This window comes from Lentimicrobiaceae bacterium (genome assembly GCA_023227965.1).
GTDB lineage: Bacteria > Bacteroidota > Bacteroidia > Bacteroidales > JALOCA01 > JALOCA01.
Genome location: JALOCA010000003.1, coordinates 44,884 through 68,248, shown reverse-complemented (window position 1 = coordinate 68,248; position 23,365 = coordinate 44,884). Strand labels below are relative to the sequence as shown.

The 23,365-nt window shown below is 37.9% G+C and carries 17 protein-coding genes; 7 read left to right on the top strand and 10 right to left on the bottom strand.

Annotation, left to right across the window (positions count from 1 at the left end; genetic code table 11):
• Window positions 1-42: 42 nt before the first annotated feature.
• Window positions 43-1,599 (bottom strand): exo-alpha-sialidase, encoded by a 1,557-nt coding sequence (locus M0R21_01810; protein MCK9616551.1) that lies wholly within the window; start codon window positions 1,597-1,599, stop codon window positions 43-45.
• Window positions 1,600-1,905: 306 nt separating this feature from the next.
• Between M0R21_01810 and M0R21_01805 the strand changes: the two genes are divergently transcribed.
• Window positions 1,906-2,766 (top strand): PAS domain S-box protein, encoded by an 861-nt coding sequence (locus M0R21_01805; protein ID MCK9616550.1) that lies wholly within the window; start codon window positions 1,906-1,908, stop codon window positions 2,764-2,766.
• A 4-nt stretch (window positions 2,767-2,770) separates the two neighbouring features.
• Here the strand turns inward: M0R21_01805 and M0R21_01800 are convergent, their stop codons facing one another.
• The 8 genes from M0R21_01800 to atpB form a co-directional block, all read right to left on the bottom strand.
• Window positions 2,771-3,673, bottom strand: coding sequence for an LD-carboxypeptidase (locus tag M0R21_01800; protein ID MCK9616549.1), 903 nt, complete (start codon window positions 3,671-3,673; stop codon window positions 2,771-2,773).
• A 14-nt stretch (window positions 3,674-3,687) separates the two neighbouring features.
• Window positions 3,688-4,212, bottom strand: coding sequence for a ferritin (locus M0R21_01795; protein MCK9616548.1), 525 nt, complete (start codon window positions 4,210-4,212; stop codon window positions 3,688-3,690).
• Window positions 4,213-4,369: 157 nt separating this feature from the next.
• A complete protein-coding gene (gene atpG, locus M0R21_01790) occupies window positions 4,370-5,257 on the bottom strand; it encodes an ATP synthase F1 subunit gamma (GenBank protein ID MCK9616547.1) in 888 nt (295 codons plus the stop codon).
• 54 nt (window positions 5,258-5,311) lie between these two features.
• Window positions 5,312-6,895, bottom strand: a complete 1,584-nt coding sequence (atpA, locus tag M0R21_01785) for a F0F1 ATP synthase subunit alpha (GenBank protein ID MCK9616546.1) — start codon at window positions 6,893-6,895, stop codon at window positions 5,312-5,314.
• A 6-nt stretch (window positions 6,896-6,901) separates the two neighbouring features.
• Window positions 6,902-7,459, bottom strand: coding sequence for an ATP synthase F1 subunit delta (gene atpH, locus M0R21_01780; GenBank protein MCK9616545.1), 558 nt, complete (start codon window positions 7,457-7,459; stop codon window positions 6,902-6,904).
• Window positions 7,460-7,477: 18 nt separating this feature from the next.
• The gene (atpF, locus tag M0R21_01775) at window positions 7,478-7,972 is read right to left on the bottom strand and encodes a F0F1 ATP synthase subunit B (protein ID MCK9616544.1); all 495 of its coding nucleotides are present in this window, start codon (window positions 7,970-7,972) and stop codon (window positions 7,478-7,480) included.
• A gap of 110 nt (window positions 7,973-8,082) precedes the next feature.
• Window positions 8,083-8,343 carry an ATP synthase F0 subunit C gene (atpE, locus tag M0R21_01770; protein MCK9616543.1) on the bottom strand — a complete coding sequence of 87 codons (261 nt, stop codon included), beginning with the start codon at window positions 8,341-8,343 and terminating at the stop codon, window positions 8,083-8,085.
• Between the two features lie 41 nt (window positions 8,344-8,384).
• Window positions 8,385-9,488: a F0F1 ATP synthase subunit A gene (atpB, locus tag M0R21_01765; GenBank protein ID MCK9616542.1), complete on the bottom strand. Its 1,104-nt coding sequence runs from the start codon at window positions 9,486-9,488 to the stop codon at window positions 8,385-8,387.
• A gap of 132 nt (window positions 9,489-9,620) precedes the next feature.
• Here atpB and M0R21_01760 point away from each other — a divergent pair, with 132 nt between their 5' ends.
• The 6 genes from M0R21_01760 (at window position 9,621) to M0R21_01735 (ending at window position 22,568) form a co-directional block, all read left to right on the top strand.
• Window positions 9,621-10,070 carry a nucleoside deaminase gene (locus M0R21_01760; protein ID MCK9616541.1) on the top strand — a complete coding sequence of 150 codons (450 nt, stop codon included), beginning with the start codon at window positions 9,621-9,623 and terminating at the stop codon, window positions 10,068-10,070.
• 39 nt (window positions 10,071-10,109) lie between these two features.
• Window positions 10,110-11,837, top strand: a complete 1,728-nt coding sequence (locus M0R21_01755) for a hypothetical protein (GenBank protein ID MCK9616540.1) — start codon at window positions 10,110-10,112, stop codon at window positions 11,835-11,837.
• A 6-nt stretch (window positions 11,838-11,843) separates the two neighbouring features.
• Window positions 11,844-12,581, top strand: a complete 738-nt coding sequence (gene rhaD, locus M0R21_01750) for a rhamnulose-1-phosphate aldolase (GenBank protein ID MCK9616539.1) — start codon at window positions 11,844-11,846, stop codon at window positions 12,579-12,581.
• Between the two features lie 393 nt (window positions 12,582-12,974).
• On the top strand, window positions 12,975-15,041 hold the full coding sequence (locus M0R21_01745) for an Omp28-related outer membrane protein (protein MCK9616538.1): 2,067 nt from the start codon (window positions 12,975-12,977) through the stop codon (window positions 15,039-15,041).
• Window positions 15,042-15,183: 142 nt separating this feature from the next.
• Window positions 15,184-18,630, top strand: a complete 3,447-nt coding sequence (locus M0R21_01740) for a C25 family cysteine peptidase (protein ID MCK9616537.1) — start codon at window positions 15,184-15,186, stop codon at window positions 18,628-18,630.
• 14 nt (window positions 18,631-18,644) lie between these two features.
• The gene (locus tag M0R21_01735; GenBank protein MCK9616536.1) at window positions 18,645-22,568 is read left to right on the top strand and encodes a T9SS type A sorting domain-containing protein; all 3,924 of its coding nucleotides are present in this window, start codon (window positions 18,645-18,647) and stop codon (window positions 22,566-22,568) included.
• Between the two features lie 163 nt (window positions 22,569-22,731).
• Here the strand turns inward: M0R21_01735 and M0R21_01730 are convergent, their stop codons facing one another.
• A complete protein-coding gene (locus M0R21_01730; protein MCK9616535.1) occupies window positions 22,732-23,304 on the bottom strand; it encodes a hypothetical protein in 573 nt (190 codons plus the stop codon).
• Window positions 23,305-23,365 lie beyond the last annotated feature (61 nt).

Here is a 23,365-nt window from a genome sequence, read left to right as displayed (position 1 = left end):
AGTAAAAATAAAAAAAAATTTAATCCACCAACATTGATATATCTACCTTAAAAACAGCATTTTATGTTTTACTATCTGATTTTCACTTACTAAGGAGAAATAATATACACCCGATGCAATGGGAATTAGCGTAGTATTAAACATTTCAATATATTTTCCTGTTTGCAATAATTTATTATTAATTATTGTTGCTATTTCTTTTCCAAAAACATCATAAATTTTCAAACTTACATGGCATGGGGATTTAATTTTAAATGAAAAATAAGTATTATCAGAGAATGGATTAGGAAAATTTTGTTCAAGTGAAAATAAGGAAAATTGCTGTTGATCAGAAGATAATATCATGGGGTTAATAATAGCAGTCCAAATACTTAGACTGTTATTTTCAAGCCGTGTCCATATCGGTCTTATTACATTATTATGTGCAGATATGTTAGTATAGTCGCCGAAAAAAATGTTTGCATTAGGAGTAAATGGGGTCTCGCTAATAGAAAAATTACTGAAAGTTTCACCTCCATCTTTTGAAACAGCCATATAAACATCTGTTTCTCTGCCGGAATAATTCCGACGATCATAAAATACAAAGTACAAGTATCCCGTTGTTTGATCAATGGTCATCCAGGTAAAAAATTGCTGTTTACCTGGCAAATCATTGTTTACTCTTTTTACTTCGCTCCAGGTATTACCTCCATCGGAAGAGGAAACCAGCCATACGTCGGTATCGGATGTCCCATTACGCTGATCTGTCCAGTTTACATAAATACGCCCACGGTAAGGGCTGTTACTTACGTCGCAACAAGTTACCGGAAGTCCGTTGCAGCGGCTTATTCCCGGAACATTATAATCCCATCCTCCTGGAATATCGGTAATAAAAATATCTTTTGGCAACCATGCTGAACCGCCATCCAGCGAGCGGTCAAATACCAACCCGGAAGGGCCAGCCCATGCAACATAAATTTCTCCTTCGGGACCTATTGCCGGAACAGCCCCTTCAACGGTATTGTCACTATCAACACAATCCCCTGCACGTTGGCTCAGCCTTTGTGGTTGCGACCATGTTATTCCCTGATTTGTTGAACGTGAAAAAAGAATTATACTGCTATCCAATGGATTTGTTGACCCATAATAGTCAAATTGTGTCCAAGTTGCATACATAGTATTGGTAGCCGGATCTACTACTACCCATTCCTTATCCTGCGCCTTAGTACCATTAAGTCCCATGTAAGATCCCACATCCCAAGTCAATCCTCCATCATTCGATTTCTGGCAAACAATCCTGTCTATCCAGTTACCGGATGTAGGGTTAGATAAATGAAAAAAATAAATGCTTCCTGTGGTATCAAAAAGCAGGCAGGGGTCGCCCCAAACTCCATATAAAGATGATGTAAGCTGATGTTCTGCCCATGTATATCCTCCGTCCTGTGAAAAATAAAAATTATTAATGTTCGATCCGGCGACTATTTGCTGTGTGTTGTGCGGGTTAATGTATATGGAGGGCTCTTCCGGCTCATTATTGCTACTTATCATTATATTGGTATGTTGTGTATAGGCAGGAATAGCGGCTAATAAAAGAAAATAAAGTAAAAGTTTTTTTATCATTATCATATATTTCTTGGGTTTCTGTTGAAAAAGAATGCCTAAGTAGTCAGGTCGTTCCTTTTTGGTTTGTAAAGATATTAAAAAATATCAGAGGCGACTATAATATTTTCTTAGGTTGTCTATCATTACAAAGCAGGATGTGTATATGATAAAAAGTATTTATTTTTTCACATCATAGTTACAAAAATCAGAATAGCTGTTTGCGCTTTTTTTCAATTTACAAGCGAATTGTTTAATAAATAAAGCGTTTGAAAGAAAGTTTGCAAAAGAGTATTTTATAACTATACATTTGTCGTTTTTTAGATAATGAACTATTTTGTTGTTATTCATATTTTATCTGCCATTCTTTTTTGTCTGCTTGGGTATGGCTTTTTTCAGTACATGCGGTTGAAAAAGCAATTTCATTACCATAAGGAACAACATGAGCTTCTTGAGAGTATTGTTTACGTTTCCCGGCAAAATGAAGCCAAACTGAAAGCAATATTCGAAAATACCACTATCGGTATCATCATTGGCAATCTAAAGGGGGATTTCGTCCTGGTTAATAAAGTTTTTTCTAATATGACTGGTTATACCCTGGAAGAAATTTACCAGTTTAACATGACAGAAATCACGCATAAGGATGATATTACCAAATCGAGATATCTCATGCAGCAGCTTATAGATGGTAAAGTCCCCCATTTTCAAACCGAAAAACGTTACGTCAAAAAAGACGGAAGTGTTTTATGGTGCGATACCAGTGTTTCTCCTATTTATGAAGCGGGCATAATAAAATTTACGCTGGTGATGATCAGCGATATTACAGAGAGGAATCTCTACGAACAAAAATTGTTTGAAACTCGGCAGATTGCCAATGCTATCCTTCAAGTAACTCACGATCAGTTTATTTTATTTGACAAAAACTTTCATATCGTTCAAATCAATGAAGTAGCTTGTAAATCTTTTAATCTGCTCCCAGAAAAAGCTATCGGGAAAAAAGTTGGCGAAATTACAAATGACGACACATTTTCAAATATTTACAAAATAATTCAGCAAGTTATTGACAATAAAGAGCCCTTAATTGTAGAAACGGAAAAAGATGGAAAAAGGTACAAATACCATTATGTTCCCATATGTGATGAGAACGGACAACTGTTAAATATTGCGCTTGCAATCAGACCTGCTTAGTGATTCAACAACACAAAGTTGCTTTTGCAGCCTGAATGTCAAACTTTACATTTCTTCCCAAAACCAAGGCTCTGTTATCATTGCAATGTCCGGCAGGAAATCCGAACAGTACCGGGTAATTATATTCGCTTACAGCTTCGACAATAATTTCTTCAGCATTTTTACCAAAAGGCACGGCATTGTCGTTCATTTTTGAAAAGCTGCCTATTATTAAGCCTTTCAAACAGTTCAATTTACCCGAACGTTTTAAACTTAGCATCATCCGGTCAATATGATACAAATACTCGTCAACATCTTCGAGAAATAAAATTTTGTTTGTGGTATCAATATCTGAGGCTGTTCCTGTAAGACTGTAAAGTATAGACAAATTTCCGCCACATAAAATCCCTTCGCATGCACCAATTCGCGAAAGAGGATGGACTTGTAATTCGTAATTTAATGGTTGTCCGAATAATACGCTTCTGCAACTTTCAATAGTTTCAGGCGAGGGATTAGCAGCAGAAAAGTCATATGGCATACAACTATGCAGAGTTTCTATTGCAAAGTGCCGGTGAATATGAGAATGAAGTACAGTAATATCGCTGTAACCTACTATCCATTTCGGATTTTGTGAAAAATGCGAAAAATCTAAGTCGTCAATAATTCTTACTGTTCCATATCCGCCCCGGGCACAAATAATTGCTTTAATATTGTCATCATCAATCAATTGTTGAAACCCTATACGTCTTTCTTTATCGTTTCCGGCAAACTGGTGATCGCTTTTCGCGATGTTTTCGGAGAAAACTACTTCCAGTTCCCAGGACGAAAGCAAATTAACTGCATTTTGCCATTCTTCCGGATTAATTTTTCTTGCGGTAGCAGCAATAGCCACAGTGTCTCCCTTTTTAAGTATCGGAGGTGTTCGCAAATTTTTCGTTTTTTTTAGTTTACTGTATCTGCTGAAGGAACTATTTTAGCAGCTGCCATAGCAGCTAATTCTTTATCCATAAGAAAATAACCACCTTTTTCCGTACCGGCTAATTTTATTTTATCAATAATGGTACGAAAAGTACTTTCTTCTTCAATTTGTTCGGTAATAAACCATTGCAAAAAATTGGCTGTAGTAAAGTCTTTTTCATTTACGGCTATTTCGTACAGATTGCTGATGGAAGATGTAATCAATTCTTCATGTACCAGCACTTTTTCGAACAGATCGTTCAGCGATTTAAATTCAAATTCTGGAGCATCAAGAGTCTGCAATTTAGCAAAACCACCCCTGTCGTTCTGGTAGTTAATAAATTTACGTAAATGAAACCGTTCTTCTTCGGTTTGTTTGAACAAGTAAGCAGCAGCTCCCGGTAATCCGTTGGTTTCGCACCACGATGCCATGGCTAAATAAATGCGTGAGGAATGTTCTTCCAGTTTAATTTGTTCGTTTATTGCTTTTTCTACTGTTTTGTTTATCATAGGGCAATTCTATTATTTAACTACAAATGTATAATAAATTCATCTTTTCAGATGAAAAATCTTTAACACTTATTAATAACAACGAGGTGCAGATATAGTTTATGTAAATTCAACAAAAAACATTTTCTGTTGATAATAAGATGATTATTTATCCTGTTTAGCTTTGCTTGAGCGCATTTGCCCCGCTCACAATTTCAAGAATTTCATTTGTAATTGTTGCCTGTCGGGCTTTATTGTACATAATGGTGAGTTTTTTAATGATTTCCTGAGCGTTATCGGTAGCTTTGTGCATGGCTGTCATTCTTGCCCCATGCTCCGAAGCAAAAGAGTCGAGCAGTGCTTTATAAAATTGAATCGTAAGCGATTTGGGAATTAGCTCGTCGGTAATTGTTTTTTCATCCGGTTCAAAAATATAATCATTTTTTGCGGTAAAAGCCGATGGGGCAGGCTCAGCCGGTTTAAACGGAAGGTACTGCTCAACAATAAGTTTTTGTACTGCAGGATTTTTAAACTGGTTGTAAACCAATTCAATTTTGTCAAACTGTCGCGAAACAAAAAATTGCATCAATTGCCGGGCTACATCCGTGGTGTTATCAAAGGTGAGCTGGTCGAATAAATGGTCGTGAATAGCTAAGATATTATAATTTCTTTTTTTAAAGAAATCGGTGGCTTTTTTACCTATACACAGCAGCGACACATTGCCTTTATTTTGCTGCCCGGGATAATTTTCGTTAATGTATTGTATTGCGGTTTTTATGATTGAAGCGTTAAAAGCTCCGCACATACCTCTGTTGGAAGCTATAACCACCAATAATACTTTTTCGGGGTAACGGGAATTAAAGAAAAGATTATCGCCACTATTGCCCGAAGCTGCTGTTAAATTTTGCAGAATTTCGTTGATTTTATTAGCATACGGTCGTAGGGTAAGAATGGCATTTTGTGCCCTTCGCAACTTGGATGCCGAAACCATTTTCATGGCACTGGTAATCTGCTGGGTAGTTTTTACCGAAGCAATCCGTAATCTTACTTCTTTCAGGCTTGGCATGGGTTCAATTCAGCATTTACATTAATCCGTTTATTTTCTGTGAAAAGGGAATTTTTATTTTTCGTATCTTTTGGCTATTTGAAAGGCTGTTTTTTCAAGTGTTGCCAGTACATCGTCCTTTAGTTCTCCTTTTTTTAATGACTGGAGTACCGGCTGATGATTTTGCTCAAGATAATTCAAAAATTCGTCTTCAAAGTTTTTAATACTCTTAACGGGAATTTTTTGTAACAATCCCCTTGTTCCGCAAAAAATAATAGCGATTTGTTTTTCAACTGGCATGGGTGAAAATTGGGCTTGTTTCAGTATTTCCACATTCCGGATGCCTTTATCAAGAACGGCTTTGGTAGCAGCATCAAGGTCGGAACCAAATTTTGCAAAGGCTTCGAGTTCGCGGAACTGTGCTTGGTCCAATTTTAAGGTTCCGGCAATTTTCTTCATTGATTTTATCTGTGCATTTCCACCTACGCGCGAAACGGAGATTCCCACGTTGATAGCGGGTCGGATACCAGAGTTAAATAATCCCGATTCGAGAAAAATTTGTCCATCGGTGATAGAAATAACGTTGGTAGGGATGTATGCTGATACGTCGCCAGCCTGAGTTTCAATAATTGGCAAAGCCGTGAGAGAACCTCCTCCTTTCACAAGATGCTGGATAGATCCGGGCAGGTCGTTCATTTGTTTTGCTATGTGATCAGCAGAAATGATACGGGCAGCCCGTTCGAGCAGACGTGAATGGAGATAAAACACATCACCGGGATAAGCTTCGCGTCCGGGTGGGCGGCGGAGTAAAAGAGAAACTTCACGATAAGCTACTGCCTGTTTCGACAAATCGTCGTAAATCACCAAGGCAGATCTTCCTGAATCCCTAAAAAATTCTCCTATTGCAGCGCCGGTAAACGGGGCATAGAATTGCATGGCAGCGGGGTCGGAAGCAGTAGCGGTTACAATGATAGTGTAATTCATTGCCCCGTGGCTTTCGAGTGTTTTTACCAGGTTAGCCACTGTAGAACCTTTTTGTCCTATGGCAACATATACACAATATACTGGTTCTCCTTTTTCGTAAAATTCTTTTTGGTTGATTATAGTATCAATGGCAATTGCCGATTTACCGGTTTGCCGGTCGCCGATAATTAACTCTCTTTGACCTCTTCCGATAGGAATCATCGCATCAATGGGCTTAATACCTGTTTGTAGTGGCTGGTTTACCGGTTGTCTGTAAATTACTCCCGGAGCTTTGCGTTCAAGGGGCATTTGAAAGGTTTCCCCTTTTATTTCTCCTTTTCCGTCAATAGGTTCGCCAAGAGTGTTGATAACACGACCCAGCATACCTTCGCCAACGTTAACCGAAGCAATTTCCCCGGTACGTTTCACGGTATCTCCCTCTTTTACATCAAGGGATTCACCAAGTAACACGGCACCGACATTATCCTCTTCCAAATTAAGGACAATACCTTTCAATCCTTTTTTTTCAAACTCAATCAATTCACCTGACTGGGCATTGTTTAAACCATAAATACGGGCAATACCATCGCCTACCTGTAACACGGTTCCTATTTCTTCAAGTTCTTTTTCGGTTTTAAATCCGGCTAATTGCTGCCGTAAAATTGCCGATACTTCTGCGGGTTTTATTTCTGCCATATATTATTAAAATCCTTTAATATACAAATTATTGTCAAATTGTTTATGTAATTGTTTTATTTGTTTCAGTAAACTGGCATCATATTGTTTATCGTCGAGTGTAAGAATAAATCCACCGATTAATCCGGGTTCAATTATTTCCTTAAGCTCTATGGTAAAGCCGGTTTGTGTTTTTAACAACTGTTTTATACGTTCTTTGTCTGCTTCCCTCATGGCAAAAGCCGTCCGGAGAACTACTTTTTTAATACCCTTAAATTCGTTATACAAATCAAGGTATCCGGATGCAATTCCCATTATTGATGAATCTCTTCGTTTACTACTAATAATATCCAAGTATTTTTGAGTTAATTCAGAGATGGAGTTACTAAATATTTCTTTTAAAATGTTTTTTTTCTTATCTATTTTAATTATAGGGCTTTGAAGCATCAAAGCAAGGCTACGATTTGTTTCAATTGTATGGTGTACTAATTGCATATCGGCAAAAATCTTTTCGATAAGGTTTTGTTCCGATGCCAAGTCGAAAAGGGCTTTCGCGTAGCGTGAATATAACCTGCTATTTTTCATTAAAATATACGCTTTGCTTTAATTGAAATTAATTTCTTTCAGCATTTTATCAACAATGGTTTTTTGTTTATCGCTGTTTTGCAGTTCTTCCTGAATCAATTTCTGGGCTATTTCTATTGAAAGTGTAGCCATTTGGTTTTTCAGTTCGGTAATAGCTGCCATTTTTTCGTAATGAATGCTTTCTTTTGCACTTTCCACTATGCGGTTGTATTCTTCGTTTGCCTGTATTTTCGATTTTTCAATAAGTTCATCTTTCAACTTTCGGGCTTCTTTTAGAATTTGATCCCGTTCTTCTTTGGCTTGCAATAAAAGTTGTTCATTGTTTATCTGGAGGGCTTTCATTTCTTCCCTTGCTTTGTTGGCTTCATTAAGGCTTTGGCTTATTGCTTCCTCTCTATTTTTCATTGCTTTAACGATAGGTTTCCAGAACATTTTTCCCAAAACATAAAGCATTAACCCAAACGATAATGTCATCCAGAACAACAAGCCCACTCCAGGAGTTACAAGTTCCATATCCGAAAATTTTTCTTTAGTTTACAATATTTTTTATTCTTGATTACATTTTGTAAAATACAAAACGGTGTACCCGCTTATAAGTCAGGTACACAGTTTTATGCGTTTGCTTACAGAAAAAGAATAAGCAAGCAAACAACGATAGCAAAAAAGGCTACCCCTTCAATAAGAGCGGCTGCAACAATCATGTTAGAACGAATATCGCCCACGGCTTCCGGCTGACGCGCAATGGATTCCAGCGCTCCCCGTCCGATGTTTCCGATACCTACACCAGCACCAATTACTGCTATTCCGGCTCCCAATCCGGCTCCCATTTTCGCAATAGGAACGAGATCGGCGGCTACCTGAAGTAAAATTGCTAAAAGGCTCATTTTGTTTAATTTTATTTGTTAATTAATGGTTATTTTTTTTATTAATGATGTTCCTGGGTTGCCATTCCGAAATACAATGCCGATAACAGGGTAAACACGTATGCCTGTATAAAAGCAACAAGCAGTTCAAGCATATCCATAAACAATGTAAATGCTATTGAAACCACAGATACACCCAAACCCAAGGCAGTATGAATCCTGGCAAAAATAAATATCAGGCTCATAAAACCCAGAATTACAATATGACCGGCTGTTATATTTGCAAATAAACGAACCATCAGGACAAATGGTTTTGTAAACACCCCAATAAGTTCAACTATGGGCATAAGGGGAATCGGAAATTTCAACCACCAAGGTACACCTGGAGCATTAAAAATATGTTTCCAGTACATTTTATTACCCGAAAATGTTGTGATTACAAAAGTAAACAAAGCAAGGCTCATTGTAATGGCAATATTTCCGGTTACGTTGGTTCCAAAAGGGAAGAAAGGTATCAATCCCATAATATTGTTCATCAATATAAAAAAGAATAAAGTGAGCAAAAAAGGCATATACCTTTCGTACATCTTCACTCCTATTGACGGAATTGCAATATCGTCTTTGATAAAATTTACAAGAGCTTCGATGGCAATCTGTAACCCTTTTGGAGCTGTATTAGGATGTCTTTTATATCTTCTAACTACCGCACTCAAAATGAGAATAAGTAAAAACATACTCAAAATTAGGGCTGCAACTGTTCTTGTAACGGAAAAATCAAGAGGCAATGGCTCTTTTGTATTCGTTGTAACCCCGTCATCTAAAACCTTTACTATTTTTCTCTTATTTTTTCCCTCATTTTCAATTTTATATCCGATATAGGAAGCTGTTCCGTGGTGAAACCTACCAGAAGAAAAAACTACAATTTTTCCCCGATCGTATAAAATTACTGGCAAGGGCACCGAATAATGATGGGTGTTCCATGTAAATATATGCCATTCATGATTATCAATAATATGTTCAATAATCATTTCTCCCGGTTTGAAAACTTCTGCTTCATGAGTAGCCTTGTTATCAGATACAGGTGGTGTAGTTGCAAAAATACTATTAGAAATAATGGAAAATATTGAGACAAAACCCAACAATAGTATAAAACGCAACTTATTCATTATGAAATTAATCATTAAAATATTCTTATGAATTTTATGGAGTGCAATTTTACTAATAATTTCGCTAATAACGGCTTTTAATTGTTTTTGTTATATATTTTATATGTTTGCACGTAAAAATGTATTTTAATTATGGATATATCAAGATATTCAGATGATTATTTTATGCGTGAGGCTTTGAAAGAAGCCCGGAAAGCATTTGATAAAAATGAAGTACCGATAGGTGCTGTAATTGCGTGCCAAAACAATATTATTGCCCGTGCCCATAATCTCACAGAAACGCTGAACGATCCTACCGCTCATGCAGAAATGCAAGCATTTACATCTGCATGCAATTATTTGGGTGCCAAATATCTTATTGATTGTACTTTATATGTTACCATAGAACCCTGCGTAATGTGTGCCGGAGCTGCATTCTGGTCACAAATAACCCGGATTGTGTATGGTGCAGCGGATCCCAAAAGAGGCTATTCCACAACTGGTTTAAATATTTTTCGTCCTAAAATCCAAATCTGCAGCGGAATACTCGAAAATGATTGTTCAGAAATAATAAAAAAATTCTTTAGCGAAAAAAGAATCTGATTTTTGTAACTTTGTTCCTTAGTATTAATGCTAAAAATCATGAAAAAACTAATTTTTACCCTCGGATTCACCATTATTGCAATTTCCATTTTTGCACAATGGAGCAATAATCCTGCTGAAAACAATTGTATCACAAACTTATCTGGCGAACAAGCTTTGCCAAAGGTTGCTACCCATTCTTCAGGAATTTCTTATATCTGTTGGTTTTCTTCTGAAAGCGGAAACTATAATGTTCGTTTGCAAAAGCTGGATGTTACCGGAAAAGAACTCTGGATTTCGGGTGGCATCTTAATAAGTAGTAATCAATCCATGACCTGGCTTACAGATTATGATGTTACAGTGGACAACGACACCAATGCAATTATTACATTTCAGGATATAAGAAACGCCGGAAACAATGATATTTTTGCTTATAAAATTTCTCCAACCGGGCAATTTTTATGGGGAGAAAACGGCACAGAGCTTTCCAATAGCGTTGATTTTGAAGTTACTCCTGTTTGCGTTCTCGATAGTGAAGGCAATACCATCGTAGCATGGAACCGATCGCCCGACACCGGCAATGAATATATTATGCTTCAAAAAATTTCCCCCTCTGGAGAAAAATTGTGGGGTGACGGCATTGTTTATCAGCCCGACACCGCATGTTTATATTCTTTTCCCATACTTATGAATGCCGGAAATGGAAATGTTTTTATGATCTACTCAAAACAATATGGCAGCTATATGGGTGAAAAATATATCTATTTTCAAAAAATTGGTCCTGACGGAATCTTACTCTGGCAACAGGAAAAAGTGGTTTATGAAGGAACCGGAATCCCTTTTTACCCACAAACTTATAGCACAGATTATGATGAAAACGGTGGATTTTACATAAGCTGGTTTGATGACAGAAATGCCGACTGGAATTACAGCACCTTTGTTCAGCATACGGATAATGATGGTAATTTACTTATGCCTGCCGATGGAGTGGAAATGAGCACAGATAATTCAAGACAGCATCTGGACGCTACAGTAAAATACAATCCACAATCAGACAAACTCTTTGTTTTTTGGAGTGAACAAAATGCCAATCAGGACAACCAAGGTTTATCCGGGCAATTGGTTACACCTGATGGAACCAAATTATGGGGAGATTTGGGGAAGAAGTTTATTGATCTGTCGGACAAGCAAATTAGTTTTGTTACTACAAAATGCTTTGAAAATGATGCAGTTGTAATTTATGACGACTACAACTTTGGAAATGTAACTGATAGTAGAGTAATGTGTACTAAGGTGGACGAATCCGGTTCCTTTGTTTGGAATCCGCAAATGGTTGAAATTTGTTCGGTACAAAGTGATAAAGTACACAGATATACGGGTATCCTGAATAATTATCAATGGATTATGGCTTGGGAAGACCAAAGAAACGGAGAATCCGATATTTATGCCCAGAATCTGCAAGCCAACGGATTATTGGGCCCTGTATCAGTAGGTATTCAGAATTTACCAAAAAATGTTTATGATTTGTTCGTTTCTCCCAATCCACTGTACAACAAAACAGAAATCGTGTTCATACTTAAAGAAACTTCGTTAGTAAAAATGGAAGTTTTTTCTGCTACCGGTACAAAATGCAAAACGGTTTTCAATGGAAATTTGCCGGCAGGAGTACAAAAATTCAACTGGGACGGAAAATCTGATCAGGGTTCCCCGTTGTCAAACGGAACGTATTTAGGAGTTCTATCGGTTAATGGAATGCCATGCGTAATTAAAATCGTTATTCAGCATTAATTATCAATGTTTCAAACATATATTCACGATATCTTATCGGAAATTGATGAAATTGGGGGATTTTTGTGGAACAAAGGCTGGGCGGAACGAAATGCAGGAAATATTTCGGTAAATGTTACCGGGCTGGTTCCTTCGAAAATATATCCGACACATAATTTCATAGAAATTTCGTTAGAATATCCTTTTCATTATCTTTCCTGCAATACGTTGGTTGTTACTATTTCAGGTAGCCAGATGCGCCGTTTTTCGCAAAAAAACAGTGAAAACATTTGCCTGCTATCCATCAATTCCGAGGGAAATAAAGCCACTATTTACATCCCCGGTAAAAATTCCAATGCAACCCCAACTTCAGAGCTTTCGACCCATTTGGCTATCCAAAACCAACTGGTGGCGCAAAATGCAAAAGAAAAAGCAGTATTGCATTCACATGTTACGGAGATGATTGCTCTAACACATATTCCTGGGCTCAACCAGGAAAAAGCGCTGAACACACTTTTGTTTTCCATGCATCCTGAAATTTCATTGTTTATTCCTGATGGAGTGGGATTTGTTCCTTTTTCTGAGCCGGGAAGCCATGTTCTTGCAGAAAAAACACTACAAGCACTGGAAAAACATAAAGTAGCTGTTTGGGAAAAACATGGGTGCATCTCTGTTGGACAAACAGTTGGTGAAGCATTTGATTATTTAGATATTACTGCGAAAGCTGCTTACATTTATTTGCTATCCCGTTCAAAATTTCAATAAAAAATTCAATACGAGCAAACCAGATGATCTGGTTTGAAAAAGGTTGAATAATGTAAATATCTGCTTTTAAATCATATACTATTTAATCTGTGTTTAATTGGTTTATGTTCATTCAAGATTTCCAGAGAAACCCATAATCCAGAAAATTAGTTTCATTGGCGCTTTTTACGGATGCAATGCATGCGGGTTTCATTTTAATAAATTATTAAAAGAAACAAACCTCAACCTTTTTTAGTTATAATTGTTCATTATATGAAGGTTAAATGAATTTCTGGTATCGTTTTATTGAAAAATATTTTTCTTATCTATATATCTATATATAGAATAATTTATATAGATTTGCAGGTTTATATTTCATTGCAATTTAATTATTAATTAACAAGCATTTACAAAATGAAAAAAAGTGTACTTTTTATCTGTATGTTCTTTTCTATACTATGGGTACATGCCCAGCAAGTAGAAAGAGATATGGTTGTCCTTGAAATTGGCACAGGAACGTGGTGCCAATATTGTCCCGGTGCAGCTCTTGGTGCTGACGATTTAATCACTAATGGCAAGGATGTAGCTGTAGTTGAAAATCATAACGGCGATATTTTTGCCAACACCTATTCGAATGCAAGGAATAGTTATTACGGTATTTCGAGTTTCCCGACTGCAAAATTTGATGGAGTGCTGACGGTAGTAGGGGGAAACCATACCCAAAGTATGTATTCATCATATTTGCCAAAGTATAACCAACGTAAAGCAATTCCATCTTCTTTTACGCTCGAAATTTTTGGTTCCAATACGGGTGCTGATTACACTGTTTTGGTTAAAGCCAAACAGGTTGCAGCTACTACCAGCACAAATATGAAAATTCACCTGGCTTTAACACAATCGGAAATTGCCTACAACTGGCAAGGGCAAACAGAACTTAATTTTGTAAACCGGTTAATGATGCCCAATCAGTCGGGTACTACTGTTGCACTTGATCCTACTGATTCTACCCAGTTGGTTACGCTTACTTTTACCCTTAATACAGCATGGCCTGCAGAAAATTGTGAATTAGTTGCCTTTATACAGGACAATACAAGCAAAGAAATTTTACAGGGAACCAAAGTAGCACTTGAAGAACTGTCTTCCGGTACAGTAATCGCGGACTTTGATACGGATACTACCACAGTTTGTGAAGCAGGAATTGTACATTATACCGACCTTTCAACTGCAAGTCCACTGCCTCCTACAACATGGAACTGGAGTTTCCCAGGCGGAGATCCGGCCACATCAACAGAACAAAATCCCGTGGTAACCTATCTTACCTCTGGGAATTACAATGTAAGCCTTACTGTAACTAACGGGTTAGCAAGCAATACTACTTTACGTGCCGATTTTATAACAGTAAATTCAGTACCTACACAAGCAGGAATTCCTTACGGAGAAACGATTGTATGTACGAATACTTCTGTTTCCGAATACCTTACTTCTGGAGCCACCAAGGCGAATTCGTATATCTGGCAATTATCTCCTTTGGAAGCCGGGGAAATTGTCGGTAATGACACCGTGGGTACAGTTACATGGAACGACAATTATACAGGAACAGCTTACGTTTCTGTAAAAGGGTCAAATACTTGTGGCGAAGGATTTTCCTCCGATAATTTGGAAATTACAAAATTGTCTGCTCCCACTGTTTTTGAAATCACCGGAGGCGGCAGTTATTGCGAAGGAACTTTGGGCGTAGAAGTAGGTCTATCGAATTCAGAATCAGGAAAAACATATCAACTTTTTTTGAATGAAACTTCTACAGGAAATCCGGTACCAGGTACAGGAGAAGCCCTCAGTTTTGGCAACCAGATTTTAGAAGGCAGTTATACAGTAAAAGCTTATAGCTATGGGCAATATTGCGAGCAGCCTATGCAGGGTTCGACAACCATAATCAAGAACTTGCTGCCTGAAATACCCCAGACCCCGACAGGCAATGTCGAAATATGTCCTGCTGAAGAGCCATTTACCACTTATACCACACAGGAAGCAAACAATGTTTTGTCTTATAGCTGGGAATTACTTCCTGCTGAAGCCGGAACCATAGATGGCAACGGATTAACAGCCACCGTAACTTGGAATACTTCCTACACTGGATTGGCTACTGTTAAAGTAAAAGGTATAAACGACTGTGGCGAAAGTGCTTTTTCCTCTGAACTACAGGTATCGGTTCTTATCTGTGATGGCATTACCGAAAATAACAATAGTAAACCTTCAATTATTCCGAACCCCAATAATGGAACTTTTTCAGTTATGTTTAAAGCAACCACAGATAAAGCAACCGTGAAAGTTGTAAATGCTTATAATGCTGTCGTTTTTGAAAAAACAGGAGTTATGGGTTCTTCTAATGAAATATTTAATCTGAATCTTCCTTCCGGAATTTATCTCCTTGTTATTCAACATGGAAATAGCATATCGTCTGAAAAATTGATTATTCGTTAGTTACTGTTTTATTTTATATGAGAAAGCCGTTCTGAAAAATCAGAATGGCTTTTTTATTGCTGTTTTTTGCAATTGAGCACACGGAATGCTTTTTCATAAAAAGATATTATCTACATTTGGGCACATTTTATTAATCAATTGTATGAAAAGAATTTTACTTGCTTTATGTGCTATTATGGCCATTGTATCTGTACAGGCAACGGTTATTGAAAAGACCTATTATTTTTCGGATTACCAGATCGCAAATCATGGCGATTATCAATCTATTATATTCAAAAACACTTTGTTAACCGGAATAGCCGGACAACCCGCACTGCCCTATCAGTCGGTATCTCTGTTGCTACCTCCTGGTGAAAGTGCAATAAGTATTGAGGTAATCTGCGAAAATGAAGTAGCCATCAACGGCTTCTTCAAATTGTACCCACAACAGTATTCGCGTCCTATTTCCAAAGGTAAAAGCGGAAAATTTGCATTGGATGAAATCATTTACAACAAAAATGCAGATTATCCTGTCAAAGCCTATGGACATTTGAGTACCCAGTTTATGAATGGTTACGGATTTGCCCAGTCGGCATTCACACCTGTAAAATACAACCCTGTTTCAGGTAAATTGTTCTATTATAAAAAGGTTACTATCCGTATTGTTGCAGCTTCAGGCAAAGATGCTGCCGACGCACTTAAAAACCTGAATTCAAAAGAAAATGTACGGCAATCTGTTAAAAATCTCGCACAAAATCCCGAATTCATTGCATCATACCCCATACAAAAACCGAGGACAGATTCTTACGACATGCTTATCATTACCTCTAACGCGTTCTCCGGACAATTTTTGTCCTTGATTAATTTTTACCAGATAAGGGGGTTAAAAGTACAGGAAGTTACAACGGATGCTATTAGTTCACAGATTGCGGGACAGGATTTGCCTGAAAAAATTCGTAATTATATAATTCAGCAATATCAGGAAAAAAGCATTCAATACGTATTGCTCGCTGGTGATGTGGAAATAGTTCCTTACCGCGGCTTTTATTGTTTTGTAACTTCCGGAGGGGGAAATCAGGAGGACAGCAATATTCCTTCCGACCTTTATTATTCATCCTTAGATGGCAACTGGAATACCGATGGCGACGACAAATGGGGAGAAATTGGGGAAGACGACTTACTGCCGGATGTTTCTGTAGCCCGGATGCCATTCAGCACACAAACTGAGCTTACTCATATGCTTAACAAAACCATGAGTTACCAGGGTAACCCTGTGCTTGGTGAAATGACCAATCCATTGCTCGCCGGAGAACATTTGTATGATGAACCCAATACCGAAGGAAGCGATTACCTGCGTATGATTATCGGACACCACGAAGATAATGGTTATACCACCGATGGTATTACTTCTGACAATGTAATAGATTCAATGTTCTCAGAACATGTAAATTGGTCCGGAGGCGATCTGATTGAACAACTTAACACTGGTAAATCTTTTTTACATCATGTGGGGCATGCTAATGAAACTTACGTAATGTATTTATCGAATAGTGATATCACCGATCAGAATTTTTATGCCGTAAACGGAACAACACACAACTATGCATTAATTTACACACACGGATGTTTATGTGGCTCATTTGATTATAACGATTGTATTGCAGAAGAAATGGTAGGTATTGCCAATTTTGCTGCTGCTTTTGTGGGAAATTCAAGATATGGATGGTTTAACGAAGGGCAAACTGAAGGACCCTCCGCCCATTTGCACAGGGAATTTGTAGATGCCTTATATAATGATCATCTGTTGCAAATCGGACAAGCACATGCCGAATCTAAAGCCGCCACCTCTCCCTGGGTGAATGCACCAGGACAATGGGAAGATGGTGCATTGCGCTGGTGTTTCTACGATTGCAATGTGCTGGGAGATCCCGCCATGCGCATTTGGACTGTTGAACCCATTAGCATCCAAGCTACTTATCCCACATCTATCACAATCGGGCAGATATCAATGCCAGTAACAGTAACCAGTAACGGCTCACCACTTGCTTTGTTTAATTGTGTTTTGATGAAAGACGGAATAGTCTATGGCACTGCTACAACAGATGAAAACGGACAAGCTGAAATTGCCATTGACCCGGCAATTACCCTTCCTGGTGATGCCGATTTGATTATTTCAGGTAACAACTGTCTTCCTCACCATTTCACGATAACTGTAATCCCCAGCGGAACGGCTTATGTAATTTATCTTTCCAATACTATCAACGATTCCCAGGGAAATAACAATGGGATGTTGGACTATGGCGAAAATATTCAGCTAACAGTAACATTAAATAATGTAGGCTCTTTTACCGCCCCAAATGTTATGGCAACTCTTACAACAAACGACACCTACATAACCCTTACTGACAATACCGAAAATTACGGGGACATTAATGCCGGACAATCAGTTTCTAAAGACAATGCTTTTACCTTCACGGTTGCAAATAATATCCCCAATAATCACCTTATCGAATTTAATATCACTGCCGAAGGCGGCGGTTCTTGGAATTCTTCCTTTACACTTTCTGCCAATGCACCCTCTCTGGTTACAGGAAATATCAGCATCGACGATATTGCCGGTGGCAATGGTAATCATCAGCTTGATCCCGGAGAAACAGCAACTTTACAAATTCAAACCACCAACTCAGGACTTAGTGATATTTCAGGACTTACGGCAATGTTGAGCACAACAAATCCTTATGTTAACATCATAAACCCCTCCTTTAATATTGAAAACATCACAGCCGGAAATGCAGTTACAGCAACTTATGAGGTAACAGTTGATAACGTTACACCTATCGGAACGGTGGTGGATTTTCTTTATTTGATTGAAGGGAATTATGGATTACAACGTACTTACAACATATCGGTAGGCTTAATTTTTGAGGATTTCGAAACGGGTGATTTTACAAAATATGATTGGCAAAATGGAGGCGATCAACCCTGGATTATCAATTCTACCAATCCTTACGAGGGTACATATTGTGTACAATCCGGAATAATAACGGATAATCAGTCGTCGGAATTTTCACTTACCGCCGAAGTGATTTCAGCCGATACAATTTCATTTTTCCGCAAGGTTTCTTCCGAAGAAGATTATGATTTCCTCAGATTTTACATTGATAATCAGCAAATGGACGAATGGTCAGGAGAAAAAGACTGGGTATTGGTACAGTATCCTGTTACAGTCGGAATACATACGTTTTCGTGGATTTACTCAAAAGACTGGATGGAAAGTGGCGGCAACGACCAGGCAAATATTGATTACATCGTATTTCCCCCTGTGGATTTTGAAACCAGTATCTCAGAAAAACCTGCAAATGATGAATTTTTCTCATTTTATCCCAATCCATGCAAAGGTTCAATAATGCTACATTTTGAACAAACCGCAAAATCAGATGTTAATATAAAAATTATGAATTCTGTTGGAAATATAATGTATAATAAAAATGTATCGTTAAACAATAATGAATTCCCATTAAATATTAATAATTTATCTGAGGGAATATATACTATTATCGTCAATAACAACTCCATGATTAAAAGCAAGAAACTAATTATTCAAAAATAATAATAAATACACACATGATGAAGAAAATTAAATTTGCCTTTATTTTTTGTTTGATATTTTCTTTTTTATCTCTTTCCTTATTTGCACAACAAAATGCAAAAAAGAACCTGAAGAAAAAATATCCGGACAGGCTTACTGTTGATACCCGAGTGGACAACATGCGGTACTGGAAAAACATGGCAAAATTGGGGTTAACCCCGGTTGCACCAGATTTACCAGTTCCTAAAGCCGTTAACACAGGGAGTGGGATAAATGCAAAATCCGTTTTGGTTGATGACTCACCTGATATTCCATTAACCGAAGTTAATTCAACACAAAGTGAAAATTCTGTTTTTGTTAATCCTAATGACAAGGATCATGTTTTGAATTCAAATAATTCAACAGAAAACCCGGTAGGTGATCTTTACGGAGCCAATGATTTTTATACTACCAATGGAGGCGAATCCTGGGAAGGCGAAGTAGAAGGTGCTGGTGGAGCAAACTCCGGTGACCCAACAACAGCTATTAGCTTGACCGGCAGAATGTATGTTGGGTATATTCATGCTAATTCCGGACAAGGTGTTTCTTATTCCAACGATGGAGGTCAAAACTGGACTGCAAAATTAGTTGCTAACCCTCCATCAGGATGGGGAAATATGCTCGATAAAAATCATCTTTGGATAGATAACAGCACTTCGAGCCCTTATGCCGGTAATTTGTACGATGCATGGACTAATTTTGGAGGAACCAATAATAACGAAATAGAAGTATCTCGTACTACTGATGGTGGGGATACCTGGTCAAGCGCTGTAAATGTAAGTTCTGCCGTTAATGCAGGAAGTCATAATCAAGGTGTTAACCTGCATACAGGTCCGAATGGTGAAGTTTACGCTATTTGGGCAATCTATGACGGATGGCCAACCGATGAAAGTGCCATAGGCTTTTCCAAATCACTTGATGGAGGTGCAACATGGCAACCTGCTACCCGCATCATTGGAGACATCAGGGGAATACGTACTTCGGGGACTTCTAAAAACATGCGTGTCAACTCATTCCCTTCAATGACTGTTGACATAAGCAACGGACCAAACCGTGGAGCTATTTATGTTCTCTGGACCAATATCGGCGTTCCTGGTATCAATGCTGACGGCGATATTGATGTTTATATGATAAAATCTACTGACCAGGGTGCAACATGGTCAACACCTTTAAAAGTTAATCAGGATTTGCCAGGACAAGGAAAACAACATTTCTTCCCCTGGATTTGCTGTGATGATGTTTCGGGTTATCTGAGCGTTATTTTCTACGACGACCGCAATGTTTCTTCCAGTCAATGTGAAGTTTTTGTTGCCAATTCAACAGATGGAGGTCAAACATGGGAAGATTTTAAAGTTAGCGATGTAGCCTTTACCCCTGAGCCAATTTCCGGGCTTGCTTCAAGTTATTTTGGAGATTATCTGGGTATTACAGCTCACGGACGCAAAGTATATCCTGTTTGGACCGACAATCGTACAGGACATGCAATGTCTTTTACTTCTCCATTCGAAACCGGTCCTCCACCCAATCAGCCCTGGATTGTTTACCAATCAAATCAAATTAATGACATTACGGGCGGAAACGGAAACGGACAAATGGACTATGGCGAAACCATCAACCTGGGAATTAGTTTAATGAATCTTGGCGACCAGCCCGCAGACAATGTAACTGCAACAATATCTACATCAAATCCTTATATTACAATCAGCGATAACCAGGAATCGTTTGGCAGCTTCAATGTTCCTGATACGGTTTTCGTTCCCGATGCTTATACTTTTACCGTTGCTCCAAATATTCCAGACGAAATGAAGGTTGATTTTGACATCAATGTAACTGACGGCGACAGTACCTGGACAAGCAAATTCACTCTTACAGCTCATGCACCAGCAATTGAAATCGGTACATTGTCTGTTTCCGACCCGCTGGGAAATAATAATAACCGGCTTGATCCCGGAGAAACCGCTGACATCAGGATAGCTACAACCAATTCTGGTGATTTTGACGTTCTTAATATCGTGGGGATTATCTCTGAAAACAGCGAATATGTTACATTAAATAATACAAGCTTTGAACATGACACTCTTACACCAGGGGAAACAGCAAATGCTATTTTTAATATTACAGTTAGCGAAGATGCTCCGGTAGGAACGGCTGTTCAGTTTAATTATAATGTAACAGCCGGATTGTACTCTGCTGCTAAATCTTTTGTCAGCAATATTGGTCTTATTCTCGAAGACTGGGAAACAGGAGATTTTACTCAATTCGACTGGACATCGGGTGGCGATGCCGGATGGGAAGTTTCGAATGAAAATATTTATGAAGGTGCATTCAGTGCCATATCAGGTACTATTGCAGACATGGGTTCTAGTGAACTGAATCTGCAATGGGAATGTGCCAGTAACGATAGTATTTCATTTTTCTGCAAAGTATCCTCAGAACCAGACTACGATTTTCTTACTTTTTACATTGATGGTGTTGTCATTGCACAATGGTCTGGCGAAGTTGACTGGACAAGAGTAGCATATCCTATAAGTGAAGGAAGCCATACGTTAAGCTGGATTTATAATAAAGACGTTTCCCAAAGCAATGGCAGCGATGCCGCCTGGGTTGATTATATTGTTCTTCCTCCCTTTACCGTTCCTACAGTAAATGCCGGAGAAGATGCTTCTGTTTGCACCGGTTCAAACTACATTTTAAGTGGCAGTGGTTCTGATTATACGTCTATTGCATGGACAACTTCTGGCGATGGAACATTTTCCGACCCCACATTACTAACTCCAGAATATACCCCTGGTACAAACGATATTAGCAATGGTTTGGTAATTTTAACCCTTACTGGTTTGGGAAACATGGGTAATGATGTTGATAACATGGCACTTTCGATATTCACCGTTCCCGGTATGGCAGAAACTCCTATTGGAGAAACACAAATTTGCGCTACGACCGTTTCAGAAATTTATACAATAAACTCCTTACCACAGGCAATTTCTTACACATGGACACTAATACCAGAAACCGCTGGTACAGTTACAGCTAACAATTTACAGGCAGAAGTATTTTGGAATGCCGGATTTACCGGTCAGGCACAAATTACTGTAACCGGAAATAATCTCTGCGGTAGCGGGACACCCTCTTTGCCCCTCGAAATTTCTGTATTTCCCTTACCTACGGCTACAATATCCGGCACAACAGAAATTTGTAAAGGAGAACCGGCTTTGCTTTCCATAGATTTCACAGGAACTGCACCATGGAATTTCGTTATGAATACCTCTACAGATACATTGACAACCGAAACCACCCCTTATACACTTGAAGTTACACCTGAATCCAATTCCGATTTTTCAGTAACATCTGTACTTGATGCACACTTGTGCAGCAATTCGGGAACAGGTATAGCACAAATTACCGTTAATCCTTTGCCAACTGTATTTTTGGGTAACGATACTATAATGTGTATTTACCATAACCATACTCTCGATGCCGGAGCCGGTTTTGTAACCTATAGCTGGAGTGATGGCTCAACATGGCAAACGATTATAGTTGACTCAACTAACGCTAACCTTGGTGCAAATACATTTTTAGTAACCATTACCGACAATAAAGGATGTCAGGCAACTGATGAAATTGTGGTTACAATGAGCAATTGTGAAGGTATAGATGAAATTTCAGCATTTGCTTCATTAAAAGTATACCCTAATCCCAACAATGGTATTTTTGAAATTTCATTCAAGACTGTAAAACAGAAACAAGTTGATATTACCATAACAAACCCTGAAGGTAAGGTAGTGTTTAGCGAAAAGTCATTCTCCTTCACTGATAAAGTCAACAAAACGATAAACCTGAAAAATCAGTCAAGGGGTGTTTATATGCTTACTTTGAAATGTGGTACGGAAACTCTTACCCAAAAATTAATTATTCAGTAAAAAATTAATTTAAAAACCATACAAAGGCTGTCTTTCACCGGGCAGCCTTTTTTATCTTTCTTCGGTAAAAAACCAAATCATCCTAAATTTTCCTAAAACTTATAAGAATGCGGATAGACACGAAAGATTTAAAAAACATTTACATACAAATTATATTATCGGTTTATTGCGTTAATGCGTCAACTGGATTGAACCTTGATGATTGTATTGGCATTATGTAAATAATATTTTTTTGTGGTAAATCATAAATTTCAATGATGGGGAGAAGTACAAAGCTCTTAATTTTAGCGTATTTCTTTATGGAAGGATAAACTCTTATCATTCCCGAAATAGTAGAATACCTGTTTTGATATGGAAATTCCGCCGTAAGGGCAAATTGTTTTTCAAAACGTAAAATTTTGTATTTATTTTCGTAATTATTTAATTTAATAGAATCCTCTGTCTCTATTAAACAACCTGCTTTTATCGAATCTTGTTTTTTTGCTTTCCCGAAAATATAAATTCCAAAATGTTTACGAGGATGAAATCCATCGGAACGCAATGTATTAAAAACACGGTTTTGAACTTCTTGTGAGTTCTCAATCTTTTCATTTACATTTTCATAGACAAAAATATATGGACCAACCAGTTTCTCCATTACCCCATAAGAACCAAAAAAGCCAACATACCACAATAATATAATAACCACAATAGCCAACACAAATAAAATTGCCGCTATTCGTTTTATTATACTCACTGCATGATGGTTAAAATGTAGTAATTTGTTTCTTCTTGCTTCGGATAGGTTTTGTTAGAAA

Excerpts from the sequence above, each read along its gene's own strand:
- M0R21_01810 (MCK9616551.1), bottom strand. The coding sequence starts at position 1,599 with ATGATAAAAAAACTTTTACTTTATTTTCTTTTATTAGCCGCTATTCCT.
- M0R21_01805 (MCK9616550.1), top strand. The coding sequence starts at position 1,906 with ATGAACTATTTTGTTGTTATTCATATTTTATCTGCCATTCTTTTTTGT.
- M0R21_01795 (MCK9616548.1), bottom strand. The coding sequence starts at position 4,212 with ATGATAAACAAAACAGTAGAAAAAGCAATAAACGAACAAATTAAACTG.
- atpG (MCK9616547.1), bottom strand. The coding sequence starts at position 5,257 with ATGCCAAGCCTGAAAGAAGTAAGATTACGGATTGCTTCGGTAAAAACT.
- atpA (MCK9616546.1), bottom strand. The coding sequence starts at position 6,895 with ATGGCAGAAATAAAACCCGCAGAAGTATCGGCAATTTTACGGCAGCAA.
- atpH (MCK9616545.1), bottom strand. The coding sequence starts at position 7,459 with ATGAAAAATAGCAGGTTATATTCACGCTACGCGAAAGCCCTTTTCGAC.
- atpF (MCK9616544.1), bottom strand. The coding sequence starts at position 7,972 with ATGGAACTTGTAACTCCTGGAGTGGGCTTGTTGTTCTGGATGACATTA.
- atpE (MCK9616543.1), bottom strand. The coding sequence starts at position 8,343 with ATGAGCCTTTTAGCAATTTTACTTCAGGTAGCCGCCGATCTCGTTCCT.
- atpB (MCK9616542.1), bottom strand. The coding sequence starts at position 9,488 with ATGAATAAGTTGCGTTTTATACTATTGTTGGGTTTTGTCTCAATATTT.
- M0R21_01760 (MCK9616541.1), top strand. The coding sequence starts at position 9,621 with ATGGATATATCAAGATATTCAGATGATTATTTTATGCGTGAGGCTTTG.
- M0R21_01755 (MCK9616540.1), top strand. The coding sequence starts at position 10,110 with ATGAAAAAACTAATTTTTACCCTCGGATTCACCATTATTGCAATTTCC.
- rhaD (MCK9616539.1), top strand. The coding sequence starts at position 11,844 with ATGTTTCAAACATATATTCACGATATCTTATCGGAAATTGATGAAATT.
- M0R21_01745 (MCK9616538.1), top strand. The coding sequence starts at position 12,975 with ATGAAAAAAAGTGTACTTTTTATCTGTATGTTCTTTTCTATACTATGG.
- M0R21_01740 (MCK9616537.1), top strand. The coding sequence starts at position 15,184 with ATGAAAAGAATTTTACTTGCTTTATGTGCTATTATGGCCATTGTATCT.
- M0R21_01735 (MCK9616536.1), top strand. The coding sequence starts at position 18,645 with ATGATGAAGAAAATTAAATTTGCCTTTATTTTTTGTTTGATATTTTCT.